The organism is Lysinibacillus sp. FSL P4-0201 (assembly GCF_038593425.1).
In the GTDB taxonomy this organism is placed as follows: Bacteria; Bacillota; Bacilli; order Bacillales_A; family Planococcaceae; genus Lysinibacillus; species Lysinibacillus capsici.
The window spans coordinates 385,597-410,399 of sequence record NZ_CP151995.1; the positions used below are offsets into that span (position 1 = coordinate 385,597).

Sequence of the window (24,803 nt, forward strand, 5' to 3'; positions counted from 1 at the left end):
TTCAGAAATAGTTTAACAGAAAGGTAATCGTAGGGAGGGAAACAATTTGAATTTAACAGTCATTCAACTACGTGGTAAACGTGTTTTAACAACAGCACAGCTTGCAGAAAATTATGAAGCTGAAGAAAAATTAGTTCAGCAAAATTTCAACAATAATAAGGAACGGTATAAAGAAGGTAAACATTTCATTTTGCTACAAGGTGAAGAATTGAAAGCCTTCAAACACGACTTCGAAAATTTAGGAGTGGTTAAAAAGAACACATCCTCGCTCTACCTATGGACAGAAAAAGGTGCGTGGCTTCACGCTAAGTCATTAAATACAGATAGAGCGTGGGAGGCTTATGAATTGCTTGTGGACGAGTATTACAAAGTGATTGAGCAACCGCAATACAATAGTTTAGAACTCGCATTAAAAGCAGCACTTGAACATGAACAGGCTATCAAAGAAATCAAAACAGATGTGGACTACCTAAAAGGCAATATGCGGATAGATGGTCTACAACAACAAGAAATCCAACAAGCTGCCAAACAATCTATTGTACAAGCTTTAGGCGGTAAAGATTCAATAGCTTACCAAGAAATTAGCAAAAAAGTGTTCTCTGCATTTTGGAATGAGTTCAAGCAATATTTTAAAGTTCCAAGGTACGGAGATATACCAAAAGTGAAGCATGAGGAAGCGTTAAGATTTATCAGCCTATGGCGTCCATCCACATCATTACAGATGGAGATTGACAGTTGCAATAGCCAAATGGCTTTTGAGTGAGAAAGGAAGTGTAAGTATGCCAGAAACAATGGAAGCACGCAGAAGAATCCTTGAATACAAGGAAAGTAAAAACATGACCTATGAACAACTAGGGTTAATGGTCAACAAAACACCTGTGTATGTACAGGAAGTTTTAACAGGTAAGAAAACAGGTCCGCGTGCTAATGAGTTGGTACTTAAAATCATACAAGTTTTTGGGATTAGGTGAGGTGAAGCATGTGGAAAAACTCACTATGTCGGTAGATGAAGTTGCAAGTGAATTGGGCGTTAGTAAAACAACTATTTACACTATGGCGCGCGAAAAAGAAATTCCTCATACAAAAGTGAGAGGAAGAATTTTGTTTCACAGACCTACAATTGAGCATTGGTTAATCACTAATACAGAAGGCGGTGAAACCAAATGAACACAACCAACCTAAAATGGCTAGCAATGTCGGATGAGGACAAGCAATTGATGTTGAGAAAGTTGGCGAAGAAATGCGGTTTAGCAAAAAACTCTTTAAGCAACATGCGCCTCTAAGTGTCAAAAAGGCATTAGGAAACCACGTAGATGTATTGGATGGTATGGAAGTGATATTTCCAGTCGCAGGTTCGAGATTTGGAGAAATACCTTTTTATGTGGTTAATGATAAAAACTATTTTTTAGATCCTGTGGACAAAGATTGGTGCGAGGTGAAACCAAATGAAAATTAAACCAGTTCCAGTCGTATTAGTCGGTGAAGCATTAAAGAAAGCAGTATCAGCACGTCAAAAGTAAATCTATCAAACAAAGTAAATATATCAAACTATTTGGAGGTTGATTGAGTGGGAACAAAAATTATGCCTACTGAAACAATGCAATGTAAATGCAACGTGTGCAGTAAAGAATTTCACATACCAGAAGCTAAATACTGCACACGCTGTGGGACAAAACTGGAACTAAATACGGTTACTAAAACGGAATTTCATCCTCTTCACTAATCTTAAATCCAGTTTGTTTAACCATTTCAACTGTTGCATACCGTACTTCAATTAATTGTTCTTGATTGAAAAGAGATGGTGAAGCGCATTTTGGACAATATGCAGCATCTGGTTCTAGAACGAACTCATCTTCACCTTCAAAATCATGTTCTGGTAGTTCATTGATATCTTCAATGAAAGATAATGTTCCAGTACATTCATTACGAATAGGTGAACCACATCGAGTGCAATAAATGTGATCTTCAGTTAAATCAGTAATTTCATGATTGCATCTCAAACAATTTTTTAAGTATTTATTTTCATGTGTTTCTATAGCCATATTAACACCACCTTTCTACCAATAGTTTAACAGAAAGGAAATATAAGGAGGAATAAAAATGAAACTACAACCTGCAGCTGAGATGAAAAAAGTAACTATCAGTAACTTTGACAAATTAAAGGCTGACGCATTGCAAAGTGATGATTTTAAAAACCTTATTAAAGGCATTGAAAATCAAGCTGAGAAAGGTCTTTGTGAGTATACGTATTACCAAAATACCAATAAGCAAATCGTTGCTATTTTCCAACAGACATTACAAGAAAATGGCTATATAGCTAACAAACACTTATCAGGTTTAGGTCTAACTATTAAATGGTAGGGGTGTGATTTAGTTGTTTGAGGACTTATTCAGAGCAGCCGCAGCTAAAGCTATTGAAATGGCTGTAAATGAAGGACATTTGATTAAGGAAGATGGCATTATCTTAAATCCAAATACTATCAATCTTGTAAATGAAATCGAAGAAATGAACCGCCAACATTTGATCGATATGGCTCTTGCTAATAATGATCGTGAGCTGTTCATGAAAATAACTAGTTGAAAGGATGGTGCCTTTAATGGACAAGGTAAAGGTTAGTCGTGATGTTGCAGATGCTCTAGATCATGTTACTAGAACTTTTAGTAATGAAGCGATTATTTATGCTCATGTGACAAAACCAGAAGGATGGTTGTTAGACGAGAATCAAGCACTAAACCGTATCAGTTTAGATATGCTAATTCGCGCATTATACATCGGTTATGAAGTAAATGAAACACCAGTTGAACGATTCAATTACTTCTATGACAAGTATTCTCAATCTGACATTTTGTTTGAAAAATACTTTTTAAGTGGCATGTTAGCTGTTGCTAAGTGGTTTGATCTACCAGTGAAAGGGCGTGAAGAATAATGCGAAACACATTAGGTGATTTAAACAATCATTTATTTGCACAACTGGAACGTTTGAGTGATGAAGATCTAGCTGGCGACAAATTAACAGAGGAAATCGAAAGGGCAAAAGCTGTTACCAGTGTAGCAAATCAAATAATCTCTAACGGTTCCATAGTATTGCAAGCTCAGAAATTTTATACAGAGTACAAGTCAAAAGATCTTCAAAAACCAAAAATGTTGGAAGGGTGAGGTTATTGCGTCATACCTGGACACATGAGCAAAAAGAATTCTTACGTAAGCATTATCCATCAAATAGTCAAAGAGATCTGCTGTTTTTGCTCAATCAAGAATTTCAATTAAATATCAACATGAATCAATTAAAAGCTTGTTTGACAAATCATAACATTAAAAGTGGTCGTACAGGACAATTTGAAAAAGGTAGTACACCTGTTAATAAAGGTACAAAAGGGCTTTACAACGTGGGAGGCAATCGCACTTCTTTCAAAAAAGGGGATACGCCAAAGAATTATAAACCTGTAGGTACTGAGCGTATTGACCGTGACGGTTACGTATTAATTAAAGTTTCTGACTCAGGTACTTGGCATGAAAGATGGAGACATAAACACAAGGTGGTATGGGAAAAGGCAAATGGTCCAATACCAAAAGGTCATGTTCTAATTTTTCTTGATCAAAACAAACTTAATATTTCACTAGAAAATTTACAGTTAATTACTCGAGCGCAGCTAGCAAGGATGAATCAAAATAAATTATTTCATCTAGATCCTGAACTTACTAAGACAGGTGTTGTAATTGCAAATATCTATACAAAAATGGGCGCTCTTAATCGAAAGGAGAAAACAAAATGAAAGCAACAGGAATTGTTCGTAGAATCGATGATTTAGGACGTGTGGTTATCCCAAAGGAAATTCGTAGAACTTTGGAAATTGCAGAAGGGGATCCATTAGAAATTTTTACAGACCGTGACGGTGGAGTAATTCTAAAAAAATACAAGCCTAATATGGCGTGTGCGGTTACTGGTGAAGTCTCAGATGACAATTTCGTTTTACTAGGCGGCAAGCTCATTTTAAGCCCCGAAGAAGCTAAAAAATTAATCACTGAAATTGAGTTGAAGTAGGTGAAAAAAATGAATGATTGTCTTTTAGAAGTCCTGGGCGATTATTTCGTAAAACACGACCTGGCCAATAAAGGTTGGGAGTTTCATGAATTTGTTGCCGAATGGCAGCTTGGCACTATTGTTATGGACAAAAAATAAAGAGCCCATACCGCTAGAACGGTTCAGGCTCAGATACAAGTCTTTTCAAAGACATTATAACACGAAATGAGGTAAAAAATGTGGAAATAAAATTCAATCAATTAACCTTACAGAATTTCAAAAGCCACAAGGATCTAGTAGTTAAGTTTGGCGACATGACTAAGATCCTCGCAGATAATGCAAAAGGTAAAAGCTCCATTGGTGAAGCTGTTACATGGCTATTATACGGCTTTGGTTTATTAGGTGGCAAATTAGAACCATCACCAAAAACGTATCAGGCAGATAATACGCTGGTAACACTACATTTAAGCGTTGATGGAGAAGATTTACTACTGAGTCGCGAAATCGATAAAGGGAGCAATAAATTCTATGTTAATGAAGTTCCCTCAAAGGCTACCGAATATAAAGAGGTTGTAGAGAAACTATTTGACAAACATTTATTTTTGTCATTGTTTAATCCAAATTACTTTTTCACATTTAATTGGAAACAGCAGCGTCAAATGATCTTAAAATACACGACTGCACCTGCAAATAAAGAGGTATTAAAAGAGCTGCCTAAGCCACAATCAGACAAGTTATCAGTATTGGTTAAAAAGCACTCTTTGAGAGATTTGGGAGAGATTCACAAAAAAAATAAGAGCAAATTAAACGAACAATATATCGAAGCTAGGAGTCGTACAAAAACGTTGCAAGAACAATTAGAGCAACAGGCACCAACAGTTCCATTAGACTCACTAAATGTGGAATTAGAGCAGCTTGTTAAAGAACGAAATGCTATAGAAGCTGTGACTGATAAAGCACAAGAAACAAATGGCCGAATAAACATACTTCATAGCAAAATTCATACTTTGACAACTGAGCGTGATCATATCAAAGAAACCTTTAATAAGCTAAAAAACGAACCTATACAAGATACTTGTCGTGTTTGTCACCAAACGTTACAAGATGAAGCTATTGGTGCTGTAGAGGCAGAAAAAGAGCAGAGCAACGTATTCAACAAGTAAAGTTGAAATTCCAAGAAGTTGTAGATGAACGAAAAGAATTAGAAGAAGAACTTAAAACACTTGAATACGTGGACGTATCTGAGCAATTGGAAAAAGCGCGGTCACTTCAAGAAAAGATTAATCCTATAGAGTACGAGATTTCAAAGCATAAGCAGTATAAGCGCTTAGAGGAACAAGTTATTGCTGCAGAAGCCAATGAAAAAGAAACGCTTGAATTACTTAATGAGTCCATTTTTATCTTGGATGCTATTAAAGATTTCGAAGCAAAAGAAGCAGAATTACAAGTCAAGAAAGTGCAAGACTTATTCACAAATCTAACAATTAAATTGTTTGAAGAATTGAAAACAAAGGATGAAGAAAACGCGACTTTTGTTGTCCAAATGGATGGAATAGATTATTCACATTTATCATTTAGCGAAAAAACAAGGGCAGGTCTTGAAGTACGTGATGTACTCTCAACGCAAAGTGGGGTAATTGCACCATGCTTTGTAGACAATGGTGAAACAATTACTAAATTCCAAGAACCAAATGGACAACTCATAATCAGCCAAGTTGTTGCAGGTAAAGAATTGGAGGTCATTTCTGAATGAACGTTAAAGAAATCACAGTCAATTATACGTATTTAAAAAAACTTCCAGACTTTGAAAATATACGAGTCGAAGCAGGTATCACAATTACCGTAGAGCCTGGCCAAGATGTCGATGAGCTTTACAGCAAAGCATATGCAAGTATGAAAAAACAGGTCAAGAATGGCCTAAATAAATTTACGGAGGCACGTTAATTATGAACAGAAACCTACCTACTTTAACACCTGAAATTACAGAAGCTTTTCAACCTGCAGTATTGCAGGTTATTCGAAACTCAATTGCTCCAACAGCCAATGATCAAGAATTTCTATTATTCGCTCACAAGGCGGCATCATATGGCTTAGATCCATTCAAAAATGAAATCTTCTTTATTAAATATGGTAGCCAAGCACGTATACAGTTTGCAGCTGAGGCTTATCTTTCAAAAGCGCGTGAACAAGAGGGCTTTATCCCACCTGATACACAAATGGTGCATGAAAACGATGAATTTAAAATCGCTATGAATAAAGAAACAAAGCAAATGGAAGTGATTCAACACGAAATCGGCTTCCCACGTGGAAAGATTATTGGTGCCTATTCAGTTGCTTACCGAGAAGGCTATCCACCTGTAACAGTAATTATGGACATTGAGGAAGTTGCTCATATGTTCTCAGGTCAAAATAAAGACAACTGGAACAAGTGGACAAGTGACATGTTTGGTAAGCATGTTCAGCAACGCGCCTTGAAAAAGCAATACGGTTTGTCATTCGAGGATGTAACGATTTCCCAAAATGATGTACCTCAACCTGCTACGCAAACACGCAGGGATATTACACCTACCCAGGAGCAAATAGAGGCACCTATTGGACAGCCTGTATTAACTCGCTCAGAAGAATTACTCAAGGAAGTCAAAGCAAAATTTAAACAACTTGGTATTACAACGAAAAAGGCTATGCAAGAATACCTGGATAAAAATGCACCAGGCATTGATCCTACAACAGCTACGGAATCAGAACTAGTTGGCTTAATTGAGCTACTAAATATGAATATCGAAATGCTAGCTTCACAGTCAAACGATGCCGATTTACTAGAGTAAAAACTATGAAACTACCACAAATAATAGTTTATGAGAGAAATAAGGATTGTAAGCTGTGTGGGCGAGAAATGAATGAAAATGAATACAACTTGTACCGTGGGCGAGAAATATGCTCACGGTGCCATAAGGAGTTGAAAAAACGTGCTGGACAAGGGTGATGTATTGATTGCACATACAAGTAATGCTTCATTAGGACTCACTAAAGATGCTGAGTACATAGTGACGTCCATTGGTAAACGATGGGTATTCGGCGTGTTAAATGACAATAACCAAAGTGTACAGTTCACAATGTATCCTGATTCTGATGGAGATTCATACAAAGATTTTTTTATAAAAAAATAGATTAGGAGGTATTGCATGAAAGTTGACATCTTAGCAAGTGGTTCAAGTGGCAACTGTATTGCTTTAACAACCAATGAAACTACCATTCTGATCGATGCAGGCATTGCTAAAACGAAAATAGAGAAACGTCTACTGGAAGTAGGTATAACACCTAATAACGTTAAAGGTATCTTTGTTACACATGCACATAGCGATCATATTAAAGGTCTGCCATTGGCCAATAAATACAAAATCCCTGTGTATGCTGGTGAACGTGAGTGGAAAAACATCACTACTGTTGAAGATGAATTAATTAGGCCAATTGGTGTTGGTGGTATTTTCGGTTGTGGCCAATTCATAGTAAGCCATTTTAATGTTCATCACGATGCAATCGATCCGAGAGGGTACGTTGTATGGAATTTAGATAATTTTAAAGTATCTATTTGCTTAGACACTGGCCTGGTTGATAAAAGCATGTTGAACGCCATGAGGCATAGTGACATTTACATCATTGAAGCCAACCATGAGCCACGAATGGTTGAAGCTTCTGATTACCCTAACAGCGTTAAGGCGCGAATATTGAGTCATGTTGGCCACTTATCAAATGAACAAACGGCAAAAGCCCTCAGAGAGCTTGTAGTGGGCAAAGGGGAACGAATCTATCTTACACATTTAAGTAGCAAGAACAACCTCCCTACGCTTGCGGAAATGACCGTTAAAAGGGAGTTATTAAAAAAGGGATACCAAGCAGGCAATCACTACAAATTGGAGGTCATTTAATGCATCCTTATGAATTAATTTTAACTGCTATGTTGAGATTACAAATTGAAAACATAGAGCTAAAAAGGCAATTAGAGTCCATTCAATCTAAAAGTATTACTGGATCAGTTGCGGATCGCATTGATGATTGGTTAAACAGACCATACACAGGTAGTAGTCGCAAAGATATTGAGGAATTTTCAAAGGAACTCATTGAATACATGAGCAGCCAATTGAAAGCATGAATAGGGTGAGTGATCATGGCAAGTCCACAACTCAAGAATGGGCATACACGGATTGCCAATGAAATCTTCGATCATATCATGAAGACTAATCTCAATGGCACACAATTCCGTCTGGTCTTGGCCATTTGGAGATATACGTATGGTTTTCAGAGGAAAACCAATGAAATGTCTATAAGCTTTTTAGCGAAAGTAGTCAATGTTAACAGAACACAATTAAATAGAGAATTAGTAACGCTGATTGATAGAAACATAATCTCAGTAATTGGGATTGGTTCAAAAGGAGCGAGAATCATGGGATTTAATAAAAATTATAAAGAGTGGGATGAACAGCTGCCGTCTAAAGAGGTAGATCCTGAAATCCCTGATCAAACTAAACAAATAAAAAAACCAAAATATGATGAAGAAAATACTTATTACAAAATGGCCGTCTACTTTCATGAGAAAGTTTCTGCAGTTGCAAATGAGGCTGGCATATCTCATTTAATCAAGAAATCCAATATGCAGTCTTGGGCTGATGATATGCGAAAGCTAATTGAAATAGATCAAGTGGATAAGCACTTGGCCAAACAAGTCATGGATTGGGTAACGCAGGATTCTTTTTGGCGCACCAATGTTTTATCAGCAAAAAAACTTAGAGATAAGTTTGTAGAACTAGCAATAAAAATGAATGCTGATAAGAAACCTGTTCAACCGAAACAAAAGCCTCAATATGATCCGAGAGATAAAGAAATAGAGTTCCAACGTTGGTTACAAGATGGGAATGATCCAAATGACTTTGATTGGAGCAACTGATTACGAACTTGATGCGGAAAAATCGGTGCTAGGCGCAATCTTTCTTGAACCAAGTGTGATCGATGACATTGTTTTTCTTGAATCAAGGGACTTCATTAGTGCGCGTCACCAACAGATTTATAGAGTAATGAAATGGCTAGATAATAAAAATCAGCCTATCGATATTACTACTGTTACTGAGCTGTACATGCAGCATAACAAAATGGATGAGGTAAGCATTTCTTATTTAGCGGAATTAGCCGTTTCCTGTCCTACTGCTGCAAATGTCGTGTCATATGCCAATATTGTTCGTTCAAGGGCAATCAGGCGACGTGGAACAGATATAGGGCAAAAAATTATGAATCTAGTACATGAAGATTTTGAGACTGACGATGATTATTTTGCTGAAATTGAAAGACTAGCCTCAGAAGTAAGGCCCGAAGATGATGGCAAGATGCAAAGTTTAAAAGAGTCACGTCATGGATATTTTGCACATCTTTTAAAACGAGCTGAATTTATACCTACTGGATTTAAACACTACGATAAGTGGGCGCATGGTCTATGGAGAGGTTGGTTGTTCGTTAGTGCTGGACGTCCTAGTGTTGGTAAAACAGCAATGCTTCTCCAAAGAATTATGGGTGTGGCCAAGAGTGGTCCAGTATTAATTTGGTCACAAGAAATGGACAAGTACCAATTGTTTGATCGGATGATTTCAAATTCAACAGGCATTCAATATGGCCGCATAAAAAATAAGGACTTAAAGCCTGATGAATTAGGCGTCATTGAGTTTGCTTATAAAGAGTTAGAAAAGTTACCAATCTTTGTCCAGGATTCATCAGGTGTAACAATCGAGGAAGTAAGGGCTACAGCAAGGCGTTTTAAAAAGCGATATGGACAAATTGCAATGATTGCGGTGGATTATCTGCAGATTATGAAGATTCCCCAACGTAAAAATGAGACCAGAGCGCAGGCTATTGGAAATGTAACCACTACTGCCAAGCAAATAGCGCGTGATATGAATTGTTGCTTCATGATGTTATCGCAAATGACTAGGGAAAGTGACAATGTTAAAAAGCCGCAGCTATCACATCTAAAAGAATCATCTTCCATCGAGCAGGACGCTGATGTTGTGGAATTTTTATGGCACGATCCGGCTGACAAAATGCCGCAAGGGAAAGTCATTCAACAGTTTTTTGCCAAAGGGCGAGACATAGGCATAAATGAGTTTAAATTGCTTTTCATGGGGTGGAAACAGAAGTTTATTGAACTGGATAAATAGTAGGAAATGATTTGTTTAGATTGAAATGGAGGAGTAAATATGAAAATTGAAATTAATGTTCAAGATGCACATTTAAAAGCAGAGGAAATTCAAGAAAACCATGTAACGAGTATTATTGAAGGATTCTTTGGAGTGCTAGGAGTCGCAAAACAGAACGAAAATAATAGCAGTGTTTTTAAGCCGAAAAATAAACCCTTAATAAATCTTGGTGAAGCTCCACCTGATTATGTTCCATTTCAAAATGTTAAAACTTCTGCAGTTGTAGTTCCTCCAAAAATTGAAAAAGAAAAGAATCAGCAAATATCGAAGGTGCTACCAAAGGTAAATGGTGAACGTACTCTTACTACTCCAATTAGTGAAATGGCCAAAATTAATTGTGTTTCTGAAAGTGAATCACTTAACTTTGGGACCAAAGAGTTTGAGGATGGACAAATCAAGTACCAATGTAAATATTGGTGTGATTGTGGACACACAGGGAAACGTTGGGTATCTAGAAGTGCTGTGTATGCACACTGTCATGAATGCAACTCGAAACTTATTGTAGAACCTGCAACTCCAGAATTCCGAGAAGATGGTCTTCCTGTACAGGATAGTTTTAATAATTTTTTCATCGCACGTGAAGTGGAGGGTGAATGATACAAAATAAAAGGTTTGGAGGATCGTTATGAGATTCATAGGCTTAGATCCATCAACTAAAACAGGATTTGTTGCACTAGATGAAAGTGGCCAGGTGCTTAGAGCAAAAGAATTAACTGGCGTAGGTGATAAAGATCCTTTCCGAATGATTACCCTTATTGACGAGGTTATGGCCCATATGCGAAAGGGAGACATCATTACAATTGAGGGATTTGGTTTTGCAACGCAGCAGGGCATCCAGCTTGGCGGCATTGGTTGGGGTATGCGAATGTCTCTAACTAGACGAGGCTTTAAATACTATGAAGTGGCACCTAATGCTGTAAAAAAATTTGTAGGTGTAACAGGCTTCACAGGCGAAGTTGGGGATAAAAAGCGCCTTACTGGTCCAGAAAAGAAAAAAGTCGTTATGAAAGCTGTAACAGATCATTTTGGCTTCTCACATAAAAGCGACAACGTTGTCGATGCATATATCTTAGCTCAAATTGCAAGAATCATGTACCAGTTTAATAGACCTGATTTTATTGGTTGTCCTGTCTATCAAGCAGAGGTAGTTAAATCAATATTAGGAAACAAAACAATTGAAATGGAGAGTGTGAAGAATGGCTAAAGTTGAATTAAATGTCCTTTTTAAAAAAATACAAAAGGATGATAAAAAAGAAGTTTTAGAGTTTCATATCCTGGGTGATGATGTTCAATATAAATCTGAATTAATTGGTATGGCAGGCAGCATTGTAATACTTGAACTAGGTGATGTTAAATTATCTGCAGAGATGAAATCAATTCAGCGTGATAGCAAGAAAGTCGTGTTGAAATTTGAAGCCAAAGGCGATAGTGAGGAAAAGACTATCAAACTATATCCAAAAGCAGGCTTTAATGTGAAGCTTTCACTTGAACAAAGCCAAATGAGCATTGAAGAATTTGAGGAACAGCATGAGGGTATTGAATATCAGGTTGATGGAGATGGTAGCGTATCAGTAGCGCCTGATCAGATGACCATTGAAGATGTCAATGAGACAAAAAATGATGATGATTTACTAGATTGATACTAATTGCCCTGGTAGATGCCAGGGTATCTTTCTTGTAGAAGGGGGAAATCTGTTTTGGATTTTGAATTGCCTGAATTAGATAGAAAAGCAACGCAAGCAGCTGTCGAGCGAGAATTAGAAAAATACCGCATTTTTAAACATTTAACTTTTGAAGAAAAAGAAGCAGCTACAACATCACATATTAATGACATTGGTGGAGGGAAAGGCAATTTAACAAGTGACCAAACAGGCTCAGTGGCCATTTACAACGTTGATGAAAAGAGTATAAGACGTAAATATTGTGAGCGTATAGAACGTGCTGTAAAAAGGCTGCCACCAATGGAAAGATTCTTGATTGAAACAAGATACATGGCTGATGATGCCGAATACTTAACAGATATGAAAGTCTATTGTTTTAAATTTCAACCGCCTATTTCTGCCACTACTTACGATAAAATTCGTTGGAAAGCTTTCTACAAATTAGCCCTGGATCTAAACATCGCTCGCACTATGTAGAAAAAAAGTAGAAAAATAATAGAAAAAAAGTAGAAAAATAAAATGAAAATATTAGCAATTAAAAATGAAGCATTTGGTTTTATTCATGTTAAATTAATAACATCGGGAATTGATTAAGGGAAACCTTAGTTGATTCCTTTTTCATTTCCATAGTGTTGACTATACGCTAATTAGCATACACCTTCACTATACGCTAATTAGCATACAGTAGTGTCGCTAATTAGCATACAGTACTATACGCTAATTAGCATACACCTAAACGAGTTTCTTCTATATATGCAAAATCTCTAAAGAAAACAATAAAGAAAACAATAAAGAAAACTAACTAGCAAATACATTTTGCTAGGAAGGATTCTATCTAATTATTGATAAAAGAAATGAGGATATTTGAAAGGAGGGAAACCTATTGAAAGAAAAGTCCTGGAAAGAGTTTATAGATAGTGGATTCTTGTGGTGGATAAATATGATTTTGCATACATTTGGTTGGGCTATAGTTGTCGAGATTGAAGGTGATGAAATCAATAGAGTTTATCCAGCAAGAGTAAGATATAGAGGTTTTGCTGAGAAGGATAATTCAAATGGCTATATCAATGTGTCCGAATATATCAAGAGAAATGCAGATGATATTTTAAAAGAATCAAAGGAGTAAGTCTATCCTTTATAGGTGGGCTTTTTATTATGCATTAAAAGGTGGTGAGAAGATCATGACCATGATGGTATACATGACACTAGCGTTGGACTTAATCATACGTGCACTCATTGTAATGTTGTTGATTGCTGGTATTGTTCATGCAGTTGTTTCTATTGGAGAGAAAAAGAAAGCAGTTAATGAGCTCACTGTTATATCTAAACGGCTGCACATTCTTATGGACATTCCTATTAAGAAGGCTAGAGAGTTCATGAAGGGTAATGATAGTCATAAAGAGTAACACATGAACCATCATAAACCCAGTGATACCAAGGATTTGGGTCCTTCTTGGGAGGGAGGGGTTATGCGGGGCTAGCGACGCCCGCGGCTTGCCTATTTTTATTTTAAAATTTTTACTTCGGAACTTCGGAATTGAGGTGAACAAATTGGACGGTTTTAAAGAGGAAAAAGGACGAGTGCTTATTCGTACAAATAAGCTTTGTGAACTGATTGAAATCAGCGACAGAACACTAACGGATTGGAAAAGGCAAGGGCTAACACAGCATAGTCGTGGCTGGTGGGATCTGCAACATGTTCTAAAATGGCGAGGCGAAATTTATAACGGTGATTCCGAAACGAGTAAGTCTGTAAATCTACAACAAAAAAAGCTAGAAGCAGAGGTTGCATTCAAAGAATCACAAACAGAGCTTGCACGTATCAAAATGGATATTGCTGAGGGGAAATACATCGAGAAGGAAATTGTTGAAGCTGAACTTACTCGCTTTTTCTTGGTATTTAAAAAATCAGCCATGATGTTGCCTCGAAAATTAATTGGTTTTATCACTGGCTATTTAGATCCTATGGAATTGCGAAAAGTTGAAAAGCAAATTTCAGAGCTTATAAATGATGCATTGAATCAAATGAGTGTGGATGGTGTTTATAATGCCAAGAAAAAGTAAAAATAAATTACCAACCTACTTAAAAAATGCATTACGCCATTTAAAGCCTCCCGAGAATTTGACTGTTAGCCAATGGGCTGAAAAATATAGAAAATTAGATCCAAAAACAAGTGCGATTCCTGGTCCATGGCGAAATGAAATGACACCTTATTTAGTTGAGATTATGGATGAATTTAATAATGCGGAGACAGAAGAAATTGTCTTTATTAAACCAACACAGGTCGGTGGAACAGAAGTTTTATTAAATGTTTTAGGTTATGTAGTAATGCAGGATCCTAATCCAGCCATGGTTGTTTATCCGACTGATGATTTAGCCGAATCTGTATCAGAAAATCGTATTCAACCAATGTTTCAATTATCAGGTGAACTTAAAAGCAAATTCAAAAAAAATGAATCAAGTCGGTTGGAACTACAGTTTGACGGAATGTATCTATCTTTGACAGGCGCTAATTCGCCAGCGTCTCTATCTTCAAAAGCCATGCGGTATTTACTACTGGATGAAGTAGATAAGTATCCTGGTGCTTCTAAAAAAGAAGCCGATCCAATTAAGTTGGCACGTGAACGTACTAAAACTTTTTCAAACAGTAAAGTTTTTATCACATCTACACCAACTATTAGAACTGGCCATATTGCAAAAGCAAAAGATACAGCGGATGTAGTAAAGCATTTCTTTTTACCTTGCTGTCATTGTGGAGAAATGATTGAGCTTAAATTTAAACAAATAAAATGGCCAAAAGAAGAAGGTATGAGTGAAATTGATCGTGCTGAATTCGCCCATTATGTATGCCAAGAATGTGGCTGCATCATTACTGATCAGCACAAAATTCAAATGTTGAGGTTAGGGAAATGGGAAACAGTAGAACAGCGTACTAAATTTCCTCGTAAAGTTGCATATTGGATGAATACTTTGTACTCTCCATTTGTAACATTTGGAGCCATTGCAAAAGAATTTTTAACATCAAAGGATGATCCTGAAGCATTTCAAAACTTCGTCAATTCCTGGTTAGCAGAAGTTTGGGAAGATACCAAATTAAAAACTAATGCAGATATGGTTAGGGAACGACAAACTGATATTCCTGAATTCACAGTCCCAGAATGGGCCGAACTATTAACTGCAGGTGTTGATGTTCAGGAAACAAGTTTATACTATACAATTCGAGCTTGGGGAAAATATATGACTTCTCAATTAGTAGCGAAGGGTCAAGTATCAAGTTTCACTGATATTGAAAACATCATGAATGCAGAATTTTATAAAGAGAATGGCGAAAGAATGATAGTAAATGCAGCTGGAATTGATTCAGGAGACCAAACCGATGAGGTCTATGATTTCTGTGCGCGAAATAGTGAATGGGCTATCCCAATCAAAGGTGTTGGTGATGGACTTCATCACTTCCGCATTAGTATGGTCAATCGAACAACATCATCAGCACATGGTATGCAGTTAATTCTTATTGATGGTGGTAAATATAAAGACATGATTGCATCACGTATGAAAAAGAAAAACGGTACTGGATCATGGATGGTTTATAAAGGCATTGATGATGACTATGCAGAACAAGTGACAGCTGAACATAAAATTAATGAAAAACGAAGTGGCCGAACCGTTTCTATATGGGTTAAGAAAACGTCCCATGCAGATAACCACTATCTCGATTGTGAGGTCTATGATTTTGCTATGGCGGATGTTTTAGGCGTTAGGACGTTGCATTTATTGCAACAGGAATCACCAGTTGAAGACAATGTAAATTCTGATGCTGAAGAATTTAATAATGATTGGTTGGATGGTAAGAAAAAATGGTTGGGGGGGAATTAATAATGAATAAAGAAAATGCCCCTGTTGTAACAGAGGCTCAAAAAAGAGAAGTAAAACTTGCTTTATTTGCTAATAATACGGCAAACGAACTTTTAAAATATAAACTCACAAAAGAAGAATTAAGTTTATTTTTAAAGAGACTACAAATAGTAGATGTGTCAATTAAATAACTAATAGATGCTTAAGGTCGAAATACATTTTTTCTAACTCTTTTAAAAAATTTGTTGGGTGTTGAAAATCATGGTTTCCTTCAAGGGACCATAAAAATTCTCTACTAAATTGGTTGAATTGATAACAGTAATATTCGAATTCTGGAATTTTAAATTCATCTTTATTTTGAAAATAGTAAGCCTGTGCATTTTTAATGCTTTGTGAAGCCAAATTAATGAACTGTGTTGAAACAACTTTGTCTGAATGTTTTTCGTATCCTTCTAATGCATCTTTAGAAAACATCAAACACTCATTAGCAGATTGTATAAGAAATTCTTTATTTAATAACTTTGACATATGTAATCACCTCACTTTCAAAGTGATTATAACAAATTTTGGGAAGGAGTTGAGAGGCTATGAGTATTCTAGAGCAATTACAACAAGTAAATAATGCGATAGCTGCCATTGAAATAGGTGGCCAGGAATATCAAATCGGTTCAAGACGGTTGAAGCGTGCTGATTTATCCTTGCTTTATCAGCGACAAAAGGAATTACAAGGGCAGTTAGAAGCTGAAAAGTCTGATGGTTTTGGCTTGGCCAACACATCTGTTGCTATATTTGATCGAAGGTAGGTGTGCAAATGAATTGGTTAGACCGAACAATTGCCTGGTTATCTCCTGAATCAGCATATAAACGTTTGGATTATCGAAAAGCTGTTAATGACATGCGTTCGTATGACGCAGCAGGTGATGATCATTTAAACGCAGGGTGGCGAGCTGTAAATGCAAAAGCTGAATCTACTGATGGAATGTATCGCGATACAATTCGAGCGAGAAGCCGTGATTTAGAACGAAATAGCGACATTTTAGAAAGTGTTGTCCTAGCATTTGAACGAAATGTCGTTGGTGGAGGCTTTAAGTTGCAAGCGAAAACTGAAAATGAAGATTTGAATACAGCTATAGAATCATTATTCAAATTGTGGTGCCGTCCTAAAAATTGTGATGTCACACAACAACAGAGTTTTTCAGAAATATGTCAAATGCTTGTGCGACGCCAAAAGGTAGATGGTGGGATTATTGTAGTTTTGAGATATATTGATGATGGTGTTGTACCTTTATCATTGCAAATCTATGAGGTAGATGATTTAGATACAATGATTCCTACAACTACGACAAAAAAGATTGTGAATGGTATTGAATACAATGCCTATAATCGGCCAGTTGCCTATTATCTAAAAAAATATGATGCATATGGAAACTATATCGGTACATCTGAGCGAATTGACGCTAAAGATGTGCTTTTTTTATTCAAGAAAAAACGTCCTAGTCAGTTACGGGAAATGAGTGAATTATCGTCTACGCTCCCACGTGTACGCGACATGAATCAATTTATGGAAGCTGTATCTGTAAAAGAACGTGTTGCAGCATTGTTAGCGGTGTTAATTAAGAGAATGACACCTAGTGGTGGAGCTCTTGGACGAGGAAATGGTCAACCCGATAAACGGACTGGATATGCAGGAAAAATGCTTAGTCCAGGGATGATGATGGAATTAAATCCAGGGGACGATGTTCATGTTGTTCAGCCTCCAGCACAGGCTGCTAACTCAGCCGAATTTATTCGTTTACAACAGCGCCTTTCAGGTTCGGCTCAAGGCATTTCCTATGAAGTTGCAGCGCGTGATATGTCACAAGTCAACTATTCATCAGCGCGCCAAGGGCTATTAGAGGACCAAAAAACGTATTTAATGCAGCAACAATATTTAATCGATCATTTTTTTATCCCTGTCTATGAGGCGTTCATTGAATCAGCTGTTTTGGCTGGAAAGATCAGTATTAAAGACTTTCATACAAAAAAAGAGAGCTACCTACAGCATGAATGGATTGCACCAGGTATGAAATGGATTGATCCCCTTAAAGAAGCAAATGCAAATAAAATAGCGCTGGAAACAAATCAAACGACACTTGCAGAGATTGCAGGCAATACGGGGAACGATTGGCGTGAAATCATTGATCAGCGTGCACGTGAAATCGAATATATGAAAGAAAAGGGGGTGATAAATAGTGAATCCGCAACAAAATCCGAAGAAATCGACAAACTCATTGAGGAAACAGATGACGAAAAACCAGAAGATGAATCGTGATTTATCCTTTGATATTCGCTCATTAGATGACGATAAACGGACATTTGAGCTGTCTTTTTCATCAGAAGAACCATATCAACGTTGGTTTGGTCCTGAAATTCTCTCACATGAACCAGGTGCAATTGATTTAAGTCGATTAAATGAAATTGGCGTTCTTTTATATAACCATAATCGTGATAAAGTAATTGGCCGTATTGATAAAGCGTGGACAAAGGATAATCGAGCTTATGCGCAAGTTACCTTTGATGAAGATGATGAATCAGATGTGATTTATCAAAAAGTAAAATCTCAAACTCTTAAAGCTGTATCAGTCGGTTATCAAGTTGAATCATGGGAAGAAGTGGCACCTGGTAAAACTTCTGCAAATGGTCGCCACGTGGGACCATGTAGCGTTGCTTTGAAATGGCAGCCATATGAAATTAGTATCGTTTCTGTGCCAGCTGATGCATCAGTAGGAGTAGGTCGAGATATGGAAGATGAATTTGAGCAAGAAATACAAGAAAAAGGCGACTATTCGTATTATGAACGCCAAATTTTACTTAATGAAAACCTATTTGGAGGGATAAAATAATGAATTTATTACAAATGTTAGCACGCCAAAAGGCGATTGTTGATGCTGCAAAAGCAGAGGGAAATCGTGCATTATCAGTTGAAGAAAAGCGAGAATTTGATGAATTACAAAGTAAAATTGATGCTCTCCGTGCACAAGGTGATCCAAATGAGCCAACACCAGCACCAGTAGATAACTCGGAGCGTGCACTTGCTGCCGAACGTCAACGTGCATTTGAAATTACATCACTTTGCCGAGATTTTGGTTTAAACGCTGAGGAATATATTAAAGATGGCCATTCAATTGACCAAGTTCGTCAATTCATATTGGAAAAGCAAATTAAAGATCGTGCGCCACAACCTTCAGGTATTCAAATGGGGAAAGATGAGCGTGATAAATTCCGTGATGCAGCTGCAGATGGACTAGCTTTACGTGTTGGAATGAACGTTGAAAAGCCGAATGATGGCGCTGGAGAATTACGTAATTTATCATTACGTGAATTAGCAAAAGAATCACTGATTATTGAAGGTGTAAATAACGCTTATCGATTAAGTGATGATGAACTTTTACGTCAACATTTAACACCAACGTCTCTATTTACAAATATTATCGATCAAACAGCTCGTAATGTATTCCAACAAGCATATACAGACGCAGCTACAACATACCAACATTGGACACGTCGTGGAACATTAACCGATTTCCGTCCTACTAAAACATATCAAGTTGGTACTGCAGGGGAACTATTGTTAGTGTCAGAAAATGGCGAATTAAAACATGATGACCCTAATGGCGTTGAAGGTCCAACTCGTCAATTATTAACTTATGGCCGTCAATTCTCCATGTCACGTCAAGCATTTATTAATGATGATGTAAGTTTCATTGAAACTAAACCAGCCCTATATGCTCAATCAGCACGACTTGGTATTAACCGTTTGGTATATCAAACTCTAGCTAAAAATCCAGCTATTTGGGATGGTAAGACACTCTTCCATGCGGATCATAAAAATGTTATGGCCACAGGCGGAGCCCCATCAGTTGATACATTATCACAAGCACGCCAATTATTAAGAAAACAAACAGCAGCTGGTGGAGATGTGAAATTGAATATCCCTGCACGTTTCATGTTGGTACCAACTTCACTTGAAACAAAGGCTGGTCAATTAATTGGTTCAACTGTGGATCCATCTCAAGCAAACCCAAATATCCCTAACCCATTCTACAATCAATTTACAATTGTTTCAGATGCGGAGCTTGATGATGCTAGTGCAAATGGTGAATTAGAGTGGTATGTAACGTCTGATAAATTACGTTCACCAATCCAAGTCGATTTCCTAAATGGGAAAGATATGCCGACGATTGTAATGAAACAAGCACCAGCTGGCCAACTAGGTTTCCTATGGGACATTTATATGGATTATGGTGTAACAGTCGTAGATTATCAAACAGTAGTTAAAAACAACGGTAAATAAGGAAGGGGTTAAGACAAAATGGCGCAAGCAAAATATGTACAACGTGGCGAAACAATTGATTTTATTAATAACACTAGTGCGGACATTGTAGCAGGCGAAGTTATCTCCTTATCCAACCGCATTGGTGTTGCGGCTACTGCAATTCCTGTGGGTACAAAAGGAGCTATTAATGTAATGGGTGTGTATGATTTACCTGCTCTTACTACAGAAGCATTAACGGTTGGTCAAACTGTTTATTTTAAAGATGGTAAGGTACAAGCTACCGAAACAGATGCTACACCTGCAGGTTGGGTTATTGAGCCAAAATCACAAGCTGGAACTATTGCTCGAGTAAAAATCGATTAGTGGAGGTAATGATATGGCCATTATTTTAGAGTCAATCACTCATGTGTGGTTCGCTGGACGAATGATTCCACCAGGTGAAGTTTTTTCAGCAGATGATGCCTTTGCTACTAAATTAATCGAGGGTGGTTCTGCAAAAGTAGCAAATGCAGTAGATAGTAAGGATGAACAACCAAAAGGTCGCCGCGTGAAAAAAGTAGATGATGATCATGAATAAAACCTTTAAAGATTTCTTATTACAAGATGTAAATAATGTATTTGCTAATCAAGATGAATTTGCTGAGAAGGCGATTGTCGAAGGTGTAGAAATGGATATAGTGCTAGATACTGACATGATTTCTCCAGCTGATAAGAAATACCAAGTTGCGGCTTATGATGTCGTATTCCATGTTGCAAGCTCATATTTCGAAGAAATTCCACAAGCTGAAAAGTTGATGAATTTCAATGGTCGTGACTACATGATTGAAAGTGTGAGCAACGATATGGGTATGTTAAAAATTACATTATCAAGGAATAACTCATGAGCATGCGTGTGGTAATTGATGAGTCAGAATTACAAAGTGTTCGGCAACGATTAGGTGAACTGCAACACAAAGCACCAAATGTTATTGCCAATGCTTTAAATCGATCAGTATCTAACATCAAAGCCAATGTTCCCAAGGAAGTTCGAAAAGATTATCACGCTAAAGCAGCAGATATTAAAGCAACTCTTAAAGTTTTTAAAGCCAGTGCCTCTAAATTACAAGCTGAAGTAAAATCAAGTGGTAAAACATTAGGCCTGGATAAGTTTAAAGTTTCACCTAAGACGGTTAATCCCAAACGTAAAAGCCAACTTAAAGTTGCTGTCAAGAAAGGTGGAACCAAGCAAATTTTAGGCGCATTTATTGCTAATATAAATGGGACAAAAGTGTTTAAAAGAGATGGGATCGGTCGATTGCCAATTAGTCGTTTAATGGGTCCATCTGTACCACAAATGATTGGTAACGAATCTACAGTTAATAAGATTAATCAAGATGCTTATATAACGTATGAAACTCGTACTAATCATGAAATTAATCGCTTGTTAAGTAGATTGGGGGCTAATTAGTTGTCAACAGCATTAGATTTAATGGATGGGTTAGTTGAACGTTTAAACGATATATTAGAAGATTTCCCGATAAAACTAGCAGATTCTACACCAATAAAATTCAATATTTATCGGCATAAAGTGCCTGAACAATTGAATAATCGAGTGAAGATCAAAGGATCAAAGGAAACGCAGGAAGATGTGTTTCCTTTTTGTGTGGTTAAAATCGACACTTTTTCAAAAGAAGAAAATGTTTCAAATCAAGAAACTACTGTAAATGTATTTATTGGTGTCAAAAATGACGGATACGAAGGTCAAGGTTATGACGATGTACTATCTTGCATGCAACATATTTGGAATGATCTAAATAAAAACCCTGTTGTAGCGAGTTTTTTCAAAATCAAGTATGAGCTCGATTGCGCTTTGAATGACGATGATGCTGAAACACATCCATACTACTATGGAATAATGCGTCTACGCTTTGAAAGCCCATCAATGCAATTTGTAGGAGGGTATTAACGTGGCGAACGAACGAATTAAAGAAGAAGCGAAAGCAACCACTGAACAAGTTGCTGAAGCAATTGAATCAGCTTTACCAACAGCAGCTGAAGAAAAGATTGCAATTCATAAAGAAAAAGTTTCACAAAAAATATACGTGGGTCCCAATTTATTAGGGCTACCCAAATATACAGTGGTTGAATCTATTAAGGTCCAACACATTCAATCTTTTATTAAAGAGTGTCCAGAAATCGAAAAACTGTTTATTGTGATTGAAAAAATGGCAGAAACAGAGGTACGTATAATGCAAAAAGGAACTTTGGAACATCGCTATTACAATAAAGTTGCTGAATTCAAATTTGGAAAGGATGATCAATAATGGCTGGATATAAACATGGTGCCTATACCTACGAACTACCAACTTCAATCGTTCCACCTGTTGAATCAACTGCAGGTCTAACTGTAGTTTTTGGTACAGCACCAATTCATCTATTAGATAATCCATCAGAAGCTGTAAATAAAGTTGTCATGGCCTATACGTATGGTGAGGCAGTAAAAAAGATGGGTTACAGTTCTGATTTTGATAAATATACAATCTGTGAAGCCATCAGCTCACACTTTGCATTATTTGCTGTTTCACCATTAGTGATGGTCAATGTGCTTGATCCAAAAAAGCATAGTGTAGAAGGTGAAGAAAATATACAGATTTCAAAGGGTGAAGGTGTTTTCTCGTCAGATGGGATCCTAAAACCATCAGTTGTTGTTAAAAGTGCTGATAAATCAATTACGTATGAAGCATCCAAGTACGAATTAGAATTTGATGATGATGGTAAACTTCACATTTATACAGATGTGGCTACAGAAATCACTGTCGAGTTCAAACGATTAGATGCAACATTAGTTACTGCATCGGATGTGGTAGGTGGTGTGTCGCTAGATGGTTCATACAAAGGCTTGGAGCTAGTCAATAAAGTGTTTCCACGTGTGTTATTAGTTCCTGGTATTTTAATTGCACCGAAGTATTCGACCAATCCACTGGTAGCAGCTGTTATGAAAGCAAAGGCAGCAAGTGTTAATGGTCTATATCAGACAATAGCAATTGTAGATGTACCAACATCTGAAGTGCGAGATTACACGCAAGTCCCAGAGTATAAAAATTCAAAAAATCTTGCTGATAAAAATATGTTAGTTTGTTGGCCAAAATGTTCATTGGGAGGAAAGCAGTATCACAAATCAACGCAAATGGCTAGTTTGGCCAACTTGGTAGATGCTTCGAATGAAGGGTATCCATATCACGAACCATCAAATAATAATTTGCAAATGGATGCAGCTGTTTTAGAAGATGGTACAGAGATTTTGTTAGATTTAGAACAAGCTAACTATTTGAACGGACAAGGTATTGTTACATCACTTAATTTCGTTGGTGGTTGGAAACTTTGGGGACATCGTACAAGTTGCTATCCAGCTAATACGGATCCAAAAGACGCGTTTATTTCTGTTAGACGTGTATTTATTTATGAACAAAACCAATTCATAAATACGTATTGGCAGAAGGTAGATAAACCAGGAAACAAAAAGCTTATTGATAATATTGTTGATAGTACGAATATCGATCTAAATGGCAAAGCAGCACGGCAGTTCATCTTAGGCGGTCGAATTGAATTCTTGCGTGAAGAAAATCCACTCACGGATTTAATTGATGGTACCTATGCATTTCATTTATTTATTACACCAGCCACACCTGCTCGCGAATTAAAAGGTTTGTTTGAATTTGATCCAGCGTATTTTGAAACGCTATTTGCATAGGGGGGATAATCGTTGAAAAAGACAGATCAGATATTAACTAACTTTACTGCTTGGGAAGATGCTGTTAATTGGTTAGGTGTAGTTGATGTGGAATTACCAAACTTTGAAGCTTTGACCGAGACAATAAAAGGTGCTGGTATATATGGTGAATCTTCAGCTCCTGTTATTGGCCATTTTGGTTCACAAACAACCAAATTAACTTGGCGTACATTATCAGTCGAAGCTACGAAATTAGCAGAACCAAAGGTACATGCATTAGACTTTCGAGGAAATCAACAGCTTTTTGATCCGTTAAAAGGGTACATCAATCAAGAAGTTGTAGTTAAAACACGCTGTGTTCCTCTCAACTTTACACCAGGTAAATTTGCGGTTGCTTCTTCAACAGAAACAGCTAACGAATTTGAAGTACATTACATCAAAATTATGATTGATGGTAAAACGACTCTTGAATTTGATAAATTTAATGGCGTTTACAAAGTAAATGGCAAAGACATGATGGAAGAAGTACGAAAAAACTTAGGATTATAGGGGGATAAGAAATTATGGAAACAACTAATGTAGAAGTGGTAGACAACAAAGCTTTAGAAACACGTATTGATTTAAAACGGCCTATTGTTTTTGAGGATGAGACCATCTCTCAAATTAATTTAGATTTTGAAAGTTTAACAGGGGAAGATATTGAGAAAGCTGAAGCTCAATTTAACGCGGAAAATCCACAAAACTCAATGATTATGGTAAAAGAAATGTCTAAACCATTTTTAGCAATCGTAGCATCAAAGGCAGCTAAAGTTAATGTGGCTTTAATTCGTAAATTATCAGCTCCAGATTATGCGAAAGTAACGACTCGTTGCTCGCTTTTTTTATTAGGTGGCAAATAGCCAAAGAACCAGCTGAAAGTATTCGACTGATGTGTCTTTATTGCGCTGTGCGTAGTGAAACATCAGTCGATTTTTATTTGAAGTTAAGTATTCGAAGGTTAT

Annotated in this window: 44 protein-coding genes; 42 read left to right on the forward strand and 2 right to left on the reverse strand. The window is 36.9% G+C overall.

Annotated features, from left to right (window positions below):
* Window positions 1-46: 46 nt before the first annotated feature.
* From MKY76_RS01850 to MKY76_RS01865, 4 genes are all read left to right on the forward strand, one after another.
* On the forward strand, window positions 47-763 hold the full coding sequence (locus tag MKY76_RS01850; protein WP_112117129.1) for an ORF6C domain-containing protein: 717 nt from the start codon (window positions 47-49) through the stop codon (window positions 761-763).
* A gap of 16 nt (window positions 764-779) precedes the next feature.
* A complete protein-coding gene (locus MKY76_RS01855) occupies window positions 780-971 on the forward strand; it encodes a helix-turn-helix transcriptional regulator (RefSeq protein ID WP_112117130.1) in 192 nt (63 codons plus the stop codon).
* Window positions 972-981: 10 nt separating this feature from the next.
* Window positions 982-1,167 (forward strand): helix-turn-helix domain-containing protein, encoded by a 186-nt coding sequence (locus tag MKY76_RS01860; protein WP_328025084.1) that lies wholly within the window; start codon window positions 982-984, stop codon window positions 1,165-1,167.
* Between the two features lie 73 nt (window positions 1,168-1,240).
* Window positions 1,241-1,456, forward strand: a complete 216-nt coding sequence (locus MKY76_RS01865; protein WP_342557318.1) for a hypothetical protein — start codon at window positions 1,241-1,243, stop codon at window positions 1,454-1,456.
* Between the two features lie 238 nt (window positions 1,457-1,694).
* Here MKY76_RS01865 and MKY76_RS01870 read toward each other — a convergent pair whose 3' ends face one another.
* On the reverse strand, window positions 1,695-2,042 hold the full coding sequence (locus tag MKY76_RS01870; protein ID WP_342557319.1) for a hypothetical protein: 348 nt from the start codon (window positions 2,040-2,042) through the stop codon (window positions 1,695-1,697).
* Window positions 2,043-2,100: 58 nt separating this feature from the next.
* Between MKY76_RS01870 and MKY76_RS01875 the strand changes: the two genes are divergently transcribed.
* The 25 genes from MKY76_RS01875 to MKY76_RS01995 all read left to right on the forward strand — a co-directional run bounded on the left by MKY76_RS01875 (window position 2,101) and on the right by MKY76_RS01995 (window position 15,969).
* Window positions 2,101-2,361, forward strand: coding sequence for a hypothetical protein (locus MKY76_RS01875; protein ID WP_342557320.1), 261 nt, complete (start codon window positions 2,101-2,103; stop codon window positions 2,359-2,361).
* A gap of 13 nt (window positions 2,362-2,374) precedes the next feature.
* A complete protein-coding gene (locus MKY76_RS01880) occupies window positions 2,375-2,581 on the forward strand; it encodes a hypothetical protein (protein ID WP_342557321.1) in 207 nt (68 codons plus the stop codon).
* 16 nt (window positions 2,582-2,597) lie between these two features.
* Window positions 2,598-2,927 (forward strand): hypothetical protein, encoded by a 330-nt coding sequence (locus tag MKY76_RS01885; RefSeq protein ID WP_342557322.1) that lies wholly within the window; start codon window positions 2,598-2,600, stop codon window positions 2,925-2,927.
* The gene (locus MKY76_RS01890) at window positions 2,927-3,157 is read left to right on the forward strand and encodes a hypothetical protein (protein WP_112116255.1); all 231 of its coding nucleotides are present in this window, start codon (window positions 2,927-2,929) and stop codon (window positions 3,155-3,157) included. The genes MKY76_RS01885 and MKY76_RS01890 overlap by 1 nt, the downstream gene beginning before the upstream one ends.
* An 86-nt stretch (window positions 3,158-3,243) precedes the next feature.
* Window positions 3,244-3,774 carry an HNH endonuclease signature motif containing protein gene (locus MKY76_RS01895; protein WP_342557323.1) on the forward strand — a complete coding sequence of 177 codons (531 nt, stop codon included), beginning with the start codon at window positions 3,244-3,246 and terminating at the stop codon, window positions 3,772-3,774.
* Window positions 3,771-4,043 (forward strand): AbrB/MazE/SpoVT family DNA-binding domain-containing protein, encoded by a 273-nt coding sequence (locus tag MKY76_RS01900; RefSeq protein ID WP_342557324.1) that lies wholly within the window; start codon window positions 3,771-3,773, stop codon window positions 4,041-4,043. The genes MKY76_RS01895 and MKY76_RS01900 overlap by 4 nt, the downstream gene beginning before the upstream one ends.
* A 9-nt stretch (window positions 4,044-4,052) precedes the next feature.
* Window positions 4,053-4,181: a hypothetical protein gene (locus tag MKY76_RS01905; RefSeq protein ID WP_320938877.1), complete on the forward strand. Its 129-nt coding sequence runs from the start codon at window positions 4,053-4,055 to the stop codon at window positions 4,179-4,181.
* An 80-nt stretch (window positions 4,182-4,261) separates the two neighbouring features.
* Window positions 4,262-5,185, forward strand: a complete 924-nt coding sequence (locus MKY76_RS01910) for an AAA family ATPase (RefSeq protein WP_342557325.1) — start codon at window positions 4,262-4,264, stop codon at window positions 5,183-5,185.
* Between the two features lie 2 nt (window positions 5,186-5,187).
* Entirely contained in the window at window positions 5,188-5,775 is a 588-nt protein-coding gene (locus tag MKY76_RS01915; RefSeq protein ID WP_342557326.1) for a hypothetical protein, read from the forward strand.
* Entirely contained in the window at window positions 5,772-5,966 is a 195-nt protein-coding gene (locus tag MKY76_RS01920; protein ID WP_342557327.1) for a hypothetical protein, read from the forward strand. Before MKY76_RS01915 ends, MKY76_RS01920 begins: the two co-directional genes overlap by 4 nt.
* Before the next feature lie 2 nt (window positions 5,967-5,968).
* Complete coding sequence (locus MKY76_RS01925) at window positions 5,969-6,847, forward strand: RecT family recombinase (RefSeq protein WP_342557328.1); 879 nt, start codon at window positions 5,969-5,971, stop codon at window positions 6,845-6,847.
* Between the two features lie 141 nt (window positions 6,848-6,988).
* Window positions 6,989-7,189 carry a hypothetical protein gene (locus tag MKY76_RS01930; protein WP_066036999.1) on the forward strand — a complete coding sequence of 67 codons (201 nt, stop codon included), beginning with the start codon at window positions 6,989-6,991 and terminating at the stop codon, window positions 7,187-7,189.
* A 15-nt stretch (window positions 7,190-7,204) separates the two neighbouring features.
* A complete protein-coding gene (locus MKY76_RS01935; RefSeq protein ID WP_342557329.1) occupies window positions 7,205-7,948 on the forward strand; it encodes an MBL fold metallo-hydrolase in 744 nt (247 codons plus the stop codon).
* Window positions 7,948-8,172, forward strand: coding sequence for a hypothetical protein (locus MKY76_RS01940; protein ID WP_342557330.1), 225 nt, complete (start codon window positions 7,948-7,950; stop codon window positions 8,170-8,172). Before MKY76_RS01935 ends, MKY76_RS01940 begins: the two co-directional genes overlap by 1 nt.
* A gap of 15 nt (window positions 8,173-8,187) precedes the next feature.
* Complete coding sequence (locus MKY76_RS01945; protein WP_342557331.1) at window positions 8,188-8,964, forward strand: replication protein; 777 nt, start codon at window positions 8,188-8,190, stop codon at window positions 8,962-8,964.
* The gene (locus MKY76_RS01950; protein ID WP_342557332.1) at window positions 8,942-10,222 is read left to right on the forward strand and encodes a DnaB-like helicase C-terminal domain-containing protein; all 1,281 of its coding nucleotides are present in this window, start codon (window positions 8,942-8,944) and stop codon (window positions 10,220-10,222) included. Before MKY76_RS01945 ends, MKY76_RS01950 begins: the two co-directional genes overlap by 23 nt.
* A 39-nt stretch (window positions 10,223-10,261) precedes the next feature.
* Entirely contained in the window at window positions 10,262-10,858 is a 597-nt protein-coding gene (locus MKY76_RS01955; RefSeq protein ID WP_342557333.1) for a hypothetical protein, read from the forward strand.
* 28 nt (window positions 10,859-10,886) lie between these two features.
* Entirely contained in the window at window positions 10,887-11,465 is a 579-nt protein-coding gene (locus tag MKY76_RS01960; RefSeq protein WP_342557334.1) for a hypothetical protein, read from the forward strand.
* Window positions 11,458-11,901 (forward strand): hypothetical protein, encoded by a 444-nt coding sequence (locus MKY76_RS01965; protein WP_342557335.1) that lies wholly within the window; start codon window positions 11,458-11,460, stop codon window positions 11,899-11,901. The genes MKY76_RS01960 and MKY76_RS01965 overlap by 8 nt, the downstream gene beginning before the upstream one ends.
* A 57-nt stretch (window positions 11,902-11,958) precedes the next feature.
* On the forward strand, window positions 11,959-12,399 hold the full coding sequence (locus MKY76_RS01970; RefSeq protein ID WP_233436288.1) for an ArpU family phage packaging/lysis transcriptional regulator: 441 nt from the start codon (window positions 11,959-11,961) through the stop codon (window positions 12,397-12,399).
* Between the two features lie 406 nt (window positions 12,400-12,805).
* Window positions 12,806-13,048, forward strand: a complete 243-nt coding sequence (locus tag MKY76_RS01975) for a hypothetical protein (RefSeq protein ID WP_342557336.1) — start codon at window positions 12,806-12,808, stop codon at window positions 13,046-13,048.
* 55 nt (window positions 13,049-13,103) lie between these two features.
* Complete coding sequence (locus MKY76_RS01980) at window positions 13,104-13,328, forward strand: hypothetical protein (RefSeq protein WP_342557337.1); 225 nt, start codon at window positions 13,104-13,106, stop codon at window positions 13,326-13,328.
* 145 nt (window positions 13,329-13,473) lie between these two features.
* Window positions 13,474-13,986, forward strand: a complete 513-nt coding sequence (locus MKY76_RS01985) for a hypothetical protein (RefSeq protein ID WP_131522512.1) — start codon at window positions 13,474-13,476, stop codon at window positions 13,984-13,986.
* On the forward strand, window positions 13,970-15,799 hold the full coding sequence (locus MKY76_RS01990) for a phage terminase large subunit family protein (protein WP_342557338.1): 1,830 nt from the start codon (window positions 13,970-13,972) through the stop codon (window positions 15,797-15,799). The genes MKY76_RS01985 and MKY76_RS01990 overlap by 17 nt, the downstream gene beginning before the upstream one ends.
* Window positions 15,800-15,801: 2 nt before the next feature.
* A complete protein-coding gene (locus MKY76_RS01995) occupies window positions 15,802-15,969 on the forward strand; it encodes a hypothetical protein (RefSeq protein ID WP_322612132.1) in 168 nt (55 codons plus the stop codon).
* Here the strand turns inward: MKY76_RS01995 and MKY76_RS02000 are convergent.
* The gene (locus MKY76_RS02000) at window positions 15,962-16,306 is read right to left on the reverse strand and encodes a hypothetical protein (RefSeq protein WP_131522514.1); all 345 of its coding nucleotides are present in this window, start codon (window positions 16,304-16,306) and stop codon (window positions 15,962-15,964) included. The genes MKY76_RS01995 and MKY76_RS02000 overlap by 8 nt on opposite strands.
* A gap of 59 nt (window positions 16,307-16,365) precedes the next feature.
* Between MKY76_RS02000 and MKY76_RS02005 the strand changes: the two genes are divergently transcribed.
* The 13 genes from MKY76_RS02005 to MKY76_RS02065 are packed head-to-tail and all read left to right on the forward strand — an operon-like array spanning window position 16,366 to window position 24,701.
* Window positions 16,366-16,581: a peptidylprolyl isomerase gene (locus MKY76_RS02005; RefSeq protein WP_313871612.1), complete on the forward strand. Its 216-nt coding sequence runs from the start codon at window positions 16,366-16,368 to the stop codon at window positions 16,579-16,581.
* Between the two features lie 8 nt (window positions 16,582-16,589).
* Window positions 16,590-18,089, forward strand: coding sequence for a phage portal protein (locus MKY76_RS02010; RefSeq protein WP_322612131.1), 1,500 nt, complete (start codon window positions 16,590-16,592; stop codon window positions 18,087-18,089).
* Window positions 18,061-18,660: an HK97 family phage prohead protease gene (locus MKY76_RS02015; RefSeq protein WP_139111226.1), complete on the forward strand. Its 600-nt coding sequence runs from the start codon at window positions 18,061-18,063 to the stop codon at window positions 18,658-18,660. The genes MKY76_RS02010 and MKY76_RS02015 overlap by 29 nt, the downstream gene beginning before the upstream one ends.
* Window positions 18,660-20,111 carry a hypothetical protein gene (locus tag MKY76_RS02020; protein ID WP_342557339.1) on the forward strand — a complete coding sequence of 484 codons (1,452 nt, stop codon included), beginning with the start codon at window positions 18,660-18,662 and terminating at the stop codon, window positions 20,109-20,111. Before MKY76_RS02015 ends, MKY76_RS02020 begins: the two co-directional genes overlap by 1 nt.
* 18 nt (window positions 20,112-20,129) lie before the next feature.
* Complete coding sequence (locus MKY76_RS02025; protein ID WP_320938711.1) at window positions 20,130-20,456, forward strand: DUF2190 family protein; 327 nt, start codon at window positions 20,130-20,132, stop codon at window positions 20,454-20,456.
* Between the two features lie 13 nt (window positions 20,457-20,469).
* Window positions 20,470-20,670, forward strand: a complete 201-nt coding sequence (locus tag MKY76_RS02030; RefSeq protein WP_342557340.1) for a hypothetical protein — start codon at window positions 20,470-20,472, stop codon at window positions 20,668-20,670.
* Window positions 20,654-20,977, forward strand: a complete 324-nt coding sequence (locus MKY76_RS02035; RefSeq protein ID WP_342557341.1) for a hypothetical protein — start codon at window positions 20,654-20,656, stop codon at window positions 20,975-20,977. Before MKY76_RS02030 ends, MKY76_RS02035 begins: the two co-directional genes overlap by 17 nt.
* Window positions 20,978-20,979: 2 nt before the next feature.
* On the forward strand, window positions 20,980-21,540 hold the full coding sequence (locus MKY76_RS02040) for a phage tail protein (RefSeq protein WP_193767452.1): 561 nt from the start codon (window positions 20,980-20,982) through the stop codon (window positions 21,538-21,540).
* A complete protein-coding gene (locus MKY76_RS02045; protein ID WP_342557342.1) occupies window positions 21,541-22,038 on the forward strand; it encodes a hypothetical protein in 498 nt (165 codons plus the stop codon). It begins immediately after the preceding gene.
* Between the two features lies 1 nt (window position 22,039).
* Window positions 22,040-22,396: a hypothetical protein gene (locus MKY76_RS02050; RefSeq protein ID WP_342557343.1), complete on the forward strand. Its 357-nt coding sequence runs from the start codon at window positions 22,040-22,042 to the stop codon at window positions 22,394-22,396.
* Window positions 22,396-23,823 carry a phage tail sheath family protein gene (locus MKY76_RS02055; protein ID WP_342557344.1) on the forward strand — a complete coding sequence of 476 codons (1,428 nt, stop codon included), beginning with the start codon at window positions 22,396-22,398 and terminating at the stop codon, window positions 23,821-23,823. The genes MKY76_RS02050 and MKY76_RS02055 overlap by 1 nt, the downstream gene beginning before the upstream one ends.
* A 12-nt stretch (window positions 23,824-23,835) precedes the next feature.
* On the forward strand, window positions 23,836-24,351 hold the full coding sequence (locus MKY76_RS02060; RefSeq protein ID WP_342557345.1) for a phage major tail tube protein: 516 nt from the start codon (window positions 23,836-23,838) through the stop codon (window positions 24,349-24,351).
* A 14-nt stretch (window positions 24,352-24,365) separates the two neighbouring features.
* Window positions 24,366-24,701 carry a phage tail assembly protein gene (locus MKY76_RS02065; protein ID WP_342557346.1) on the forward strand — a complete coding sequence of 112 codons (336 nt, stop codon included), beginning with the start codon at window positions 24,366-24,368 and terminating at the stop codon, window positions 24,699-24,701.
* Window positions 24,702-24,803: the final 102 nt, after the last annotated feature.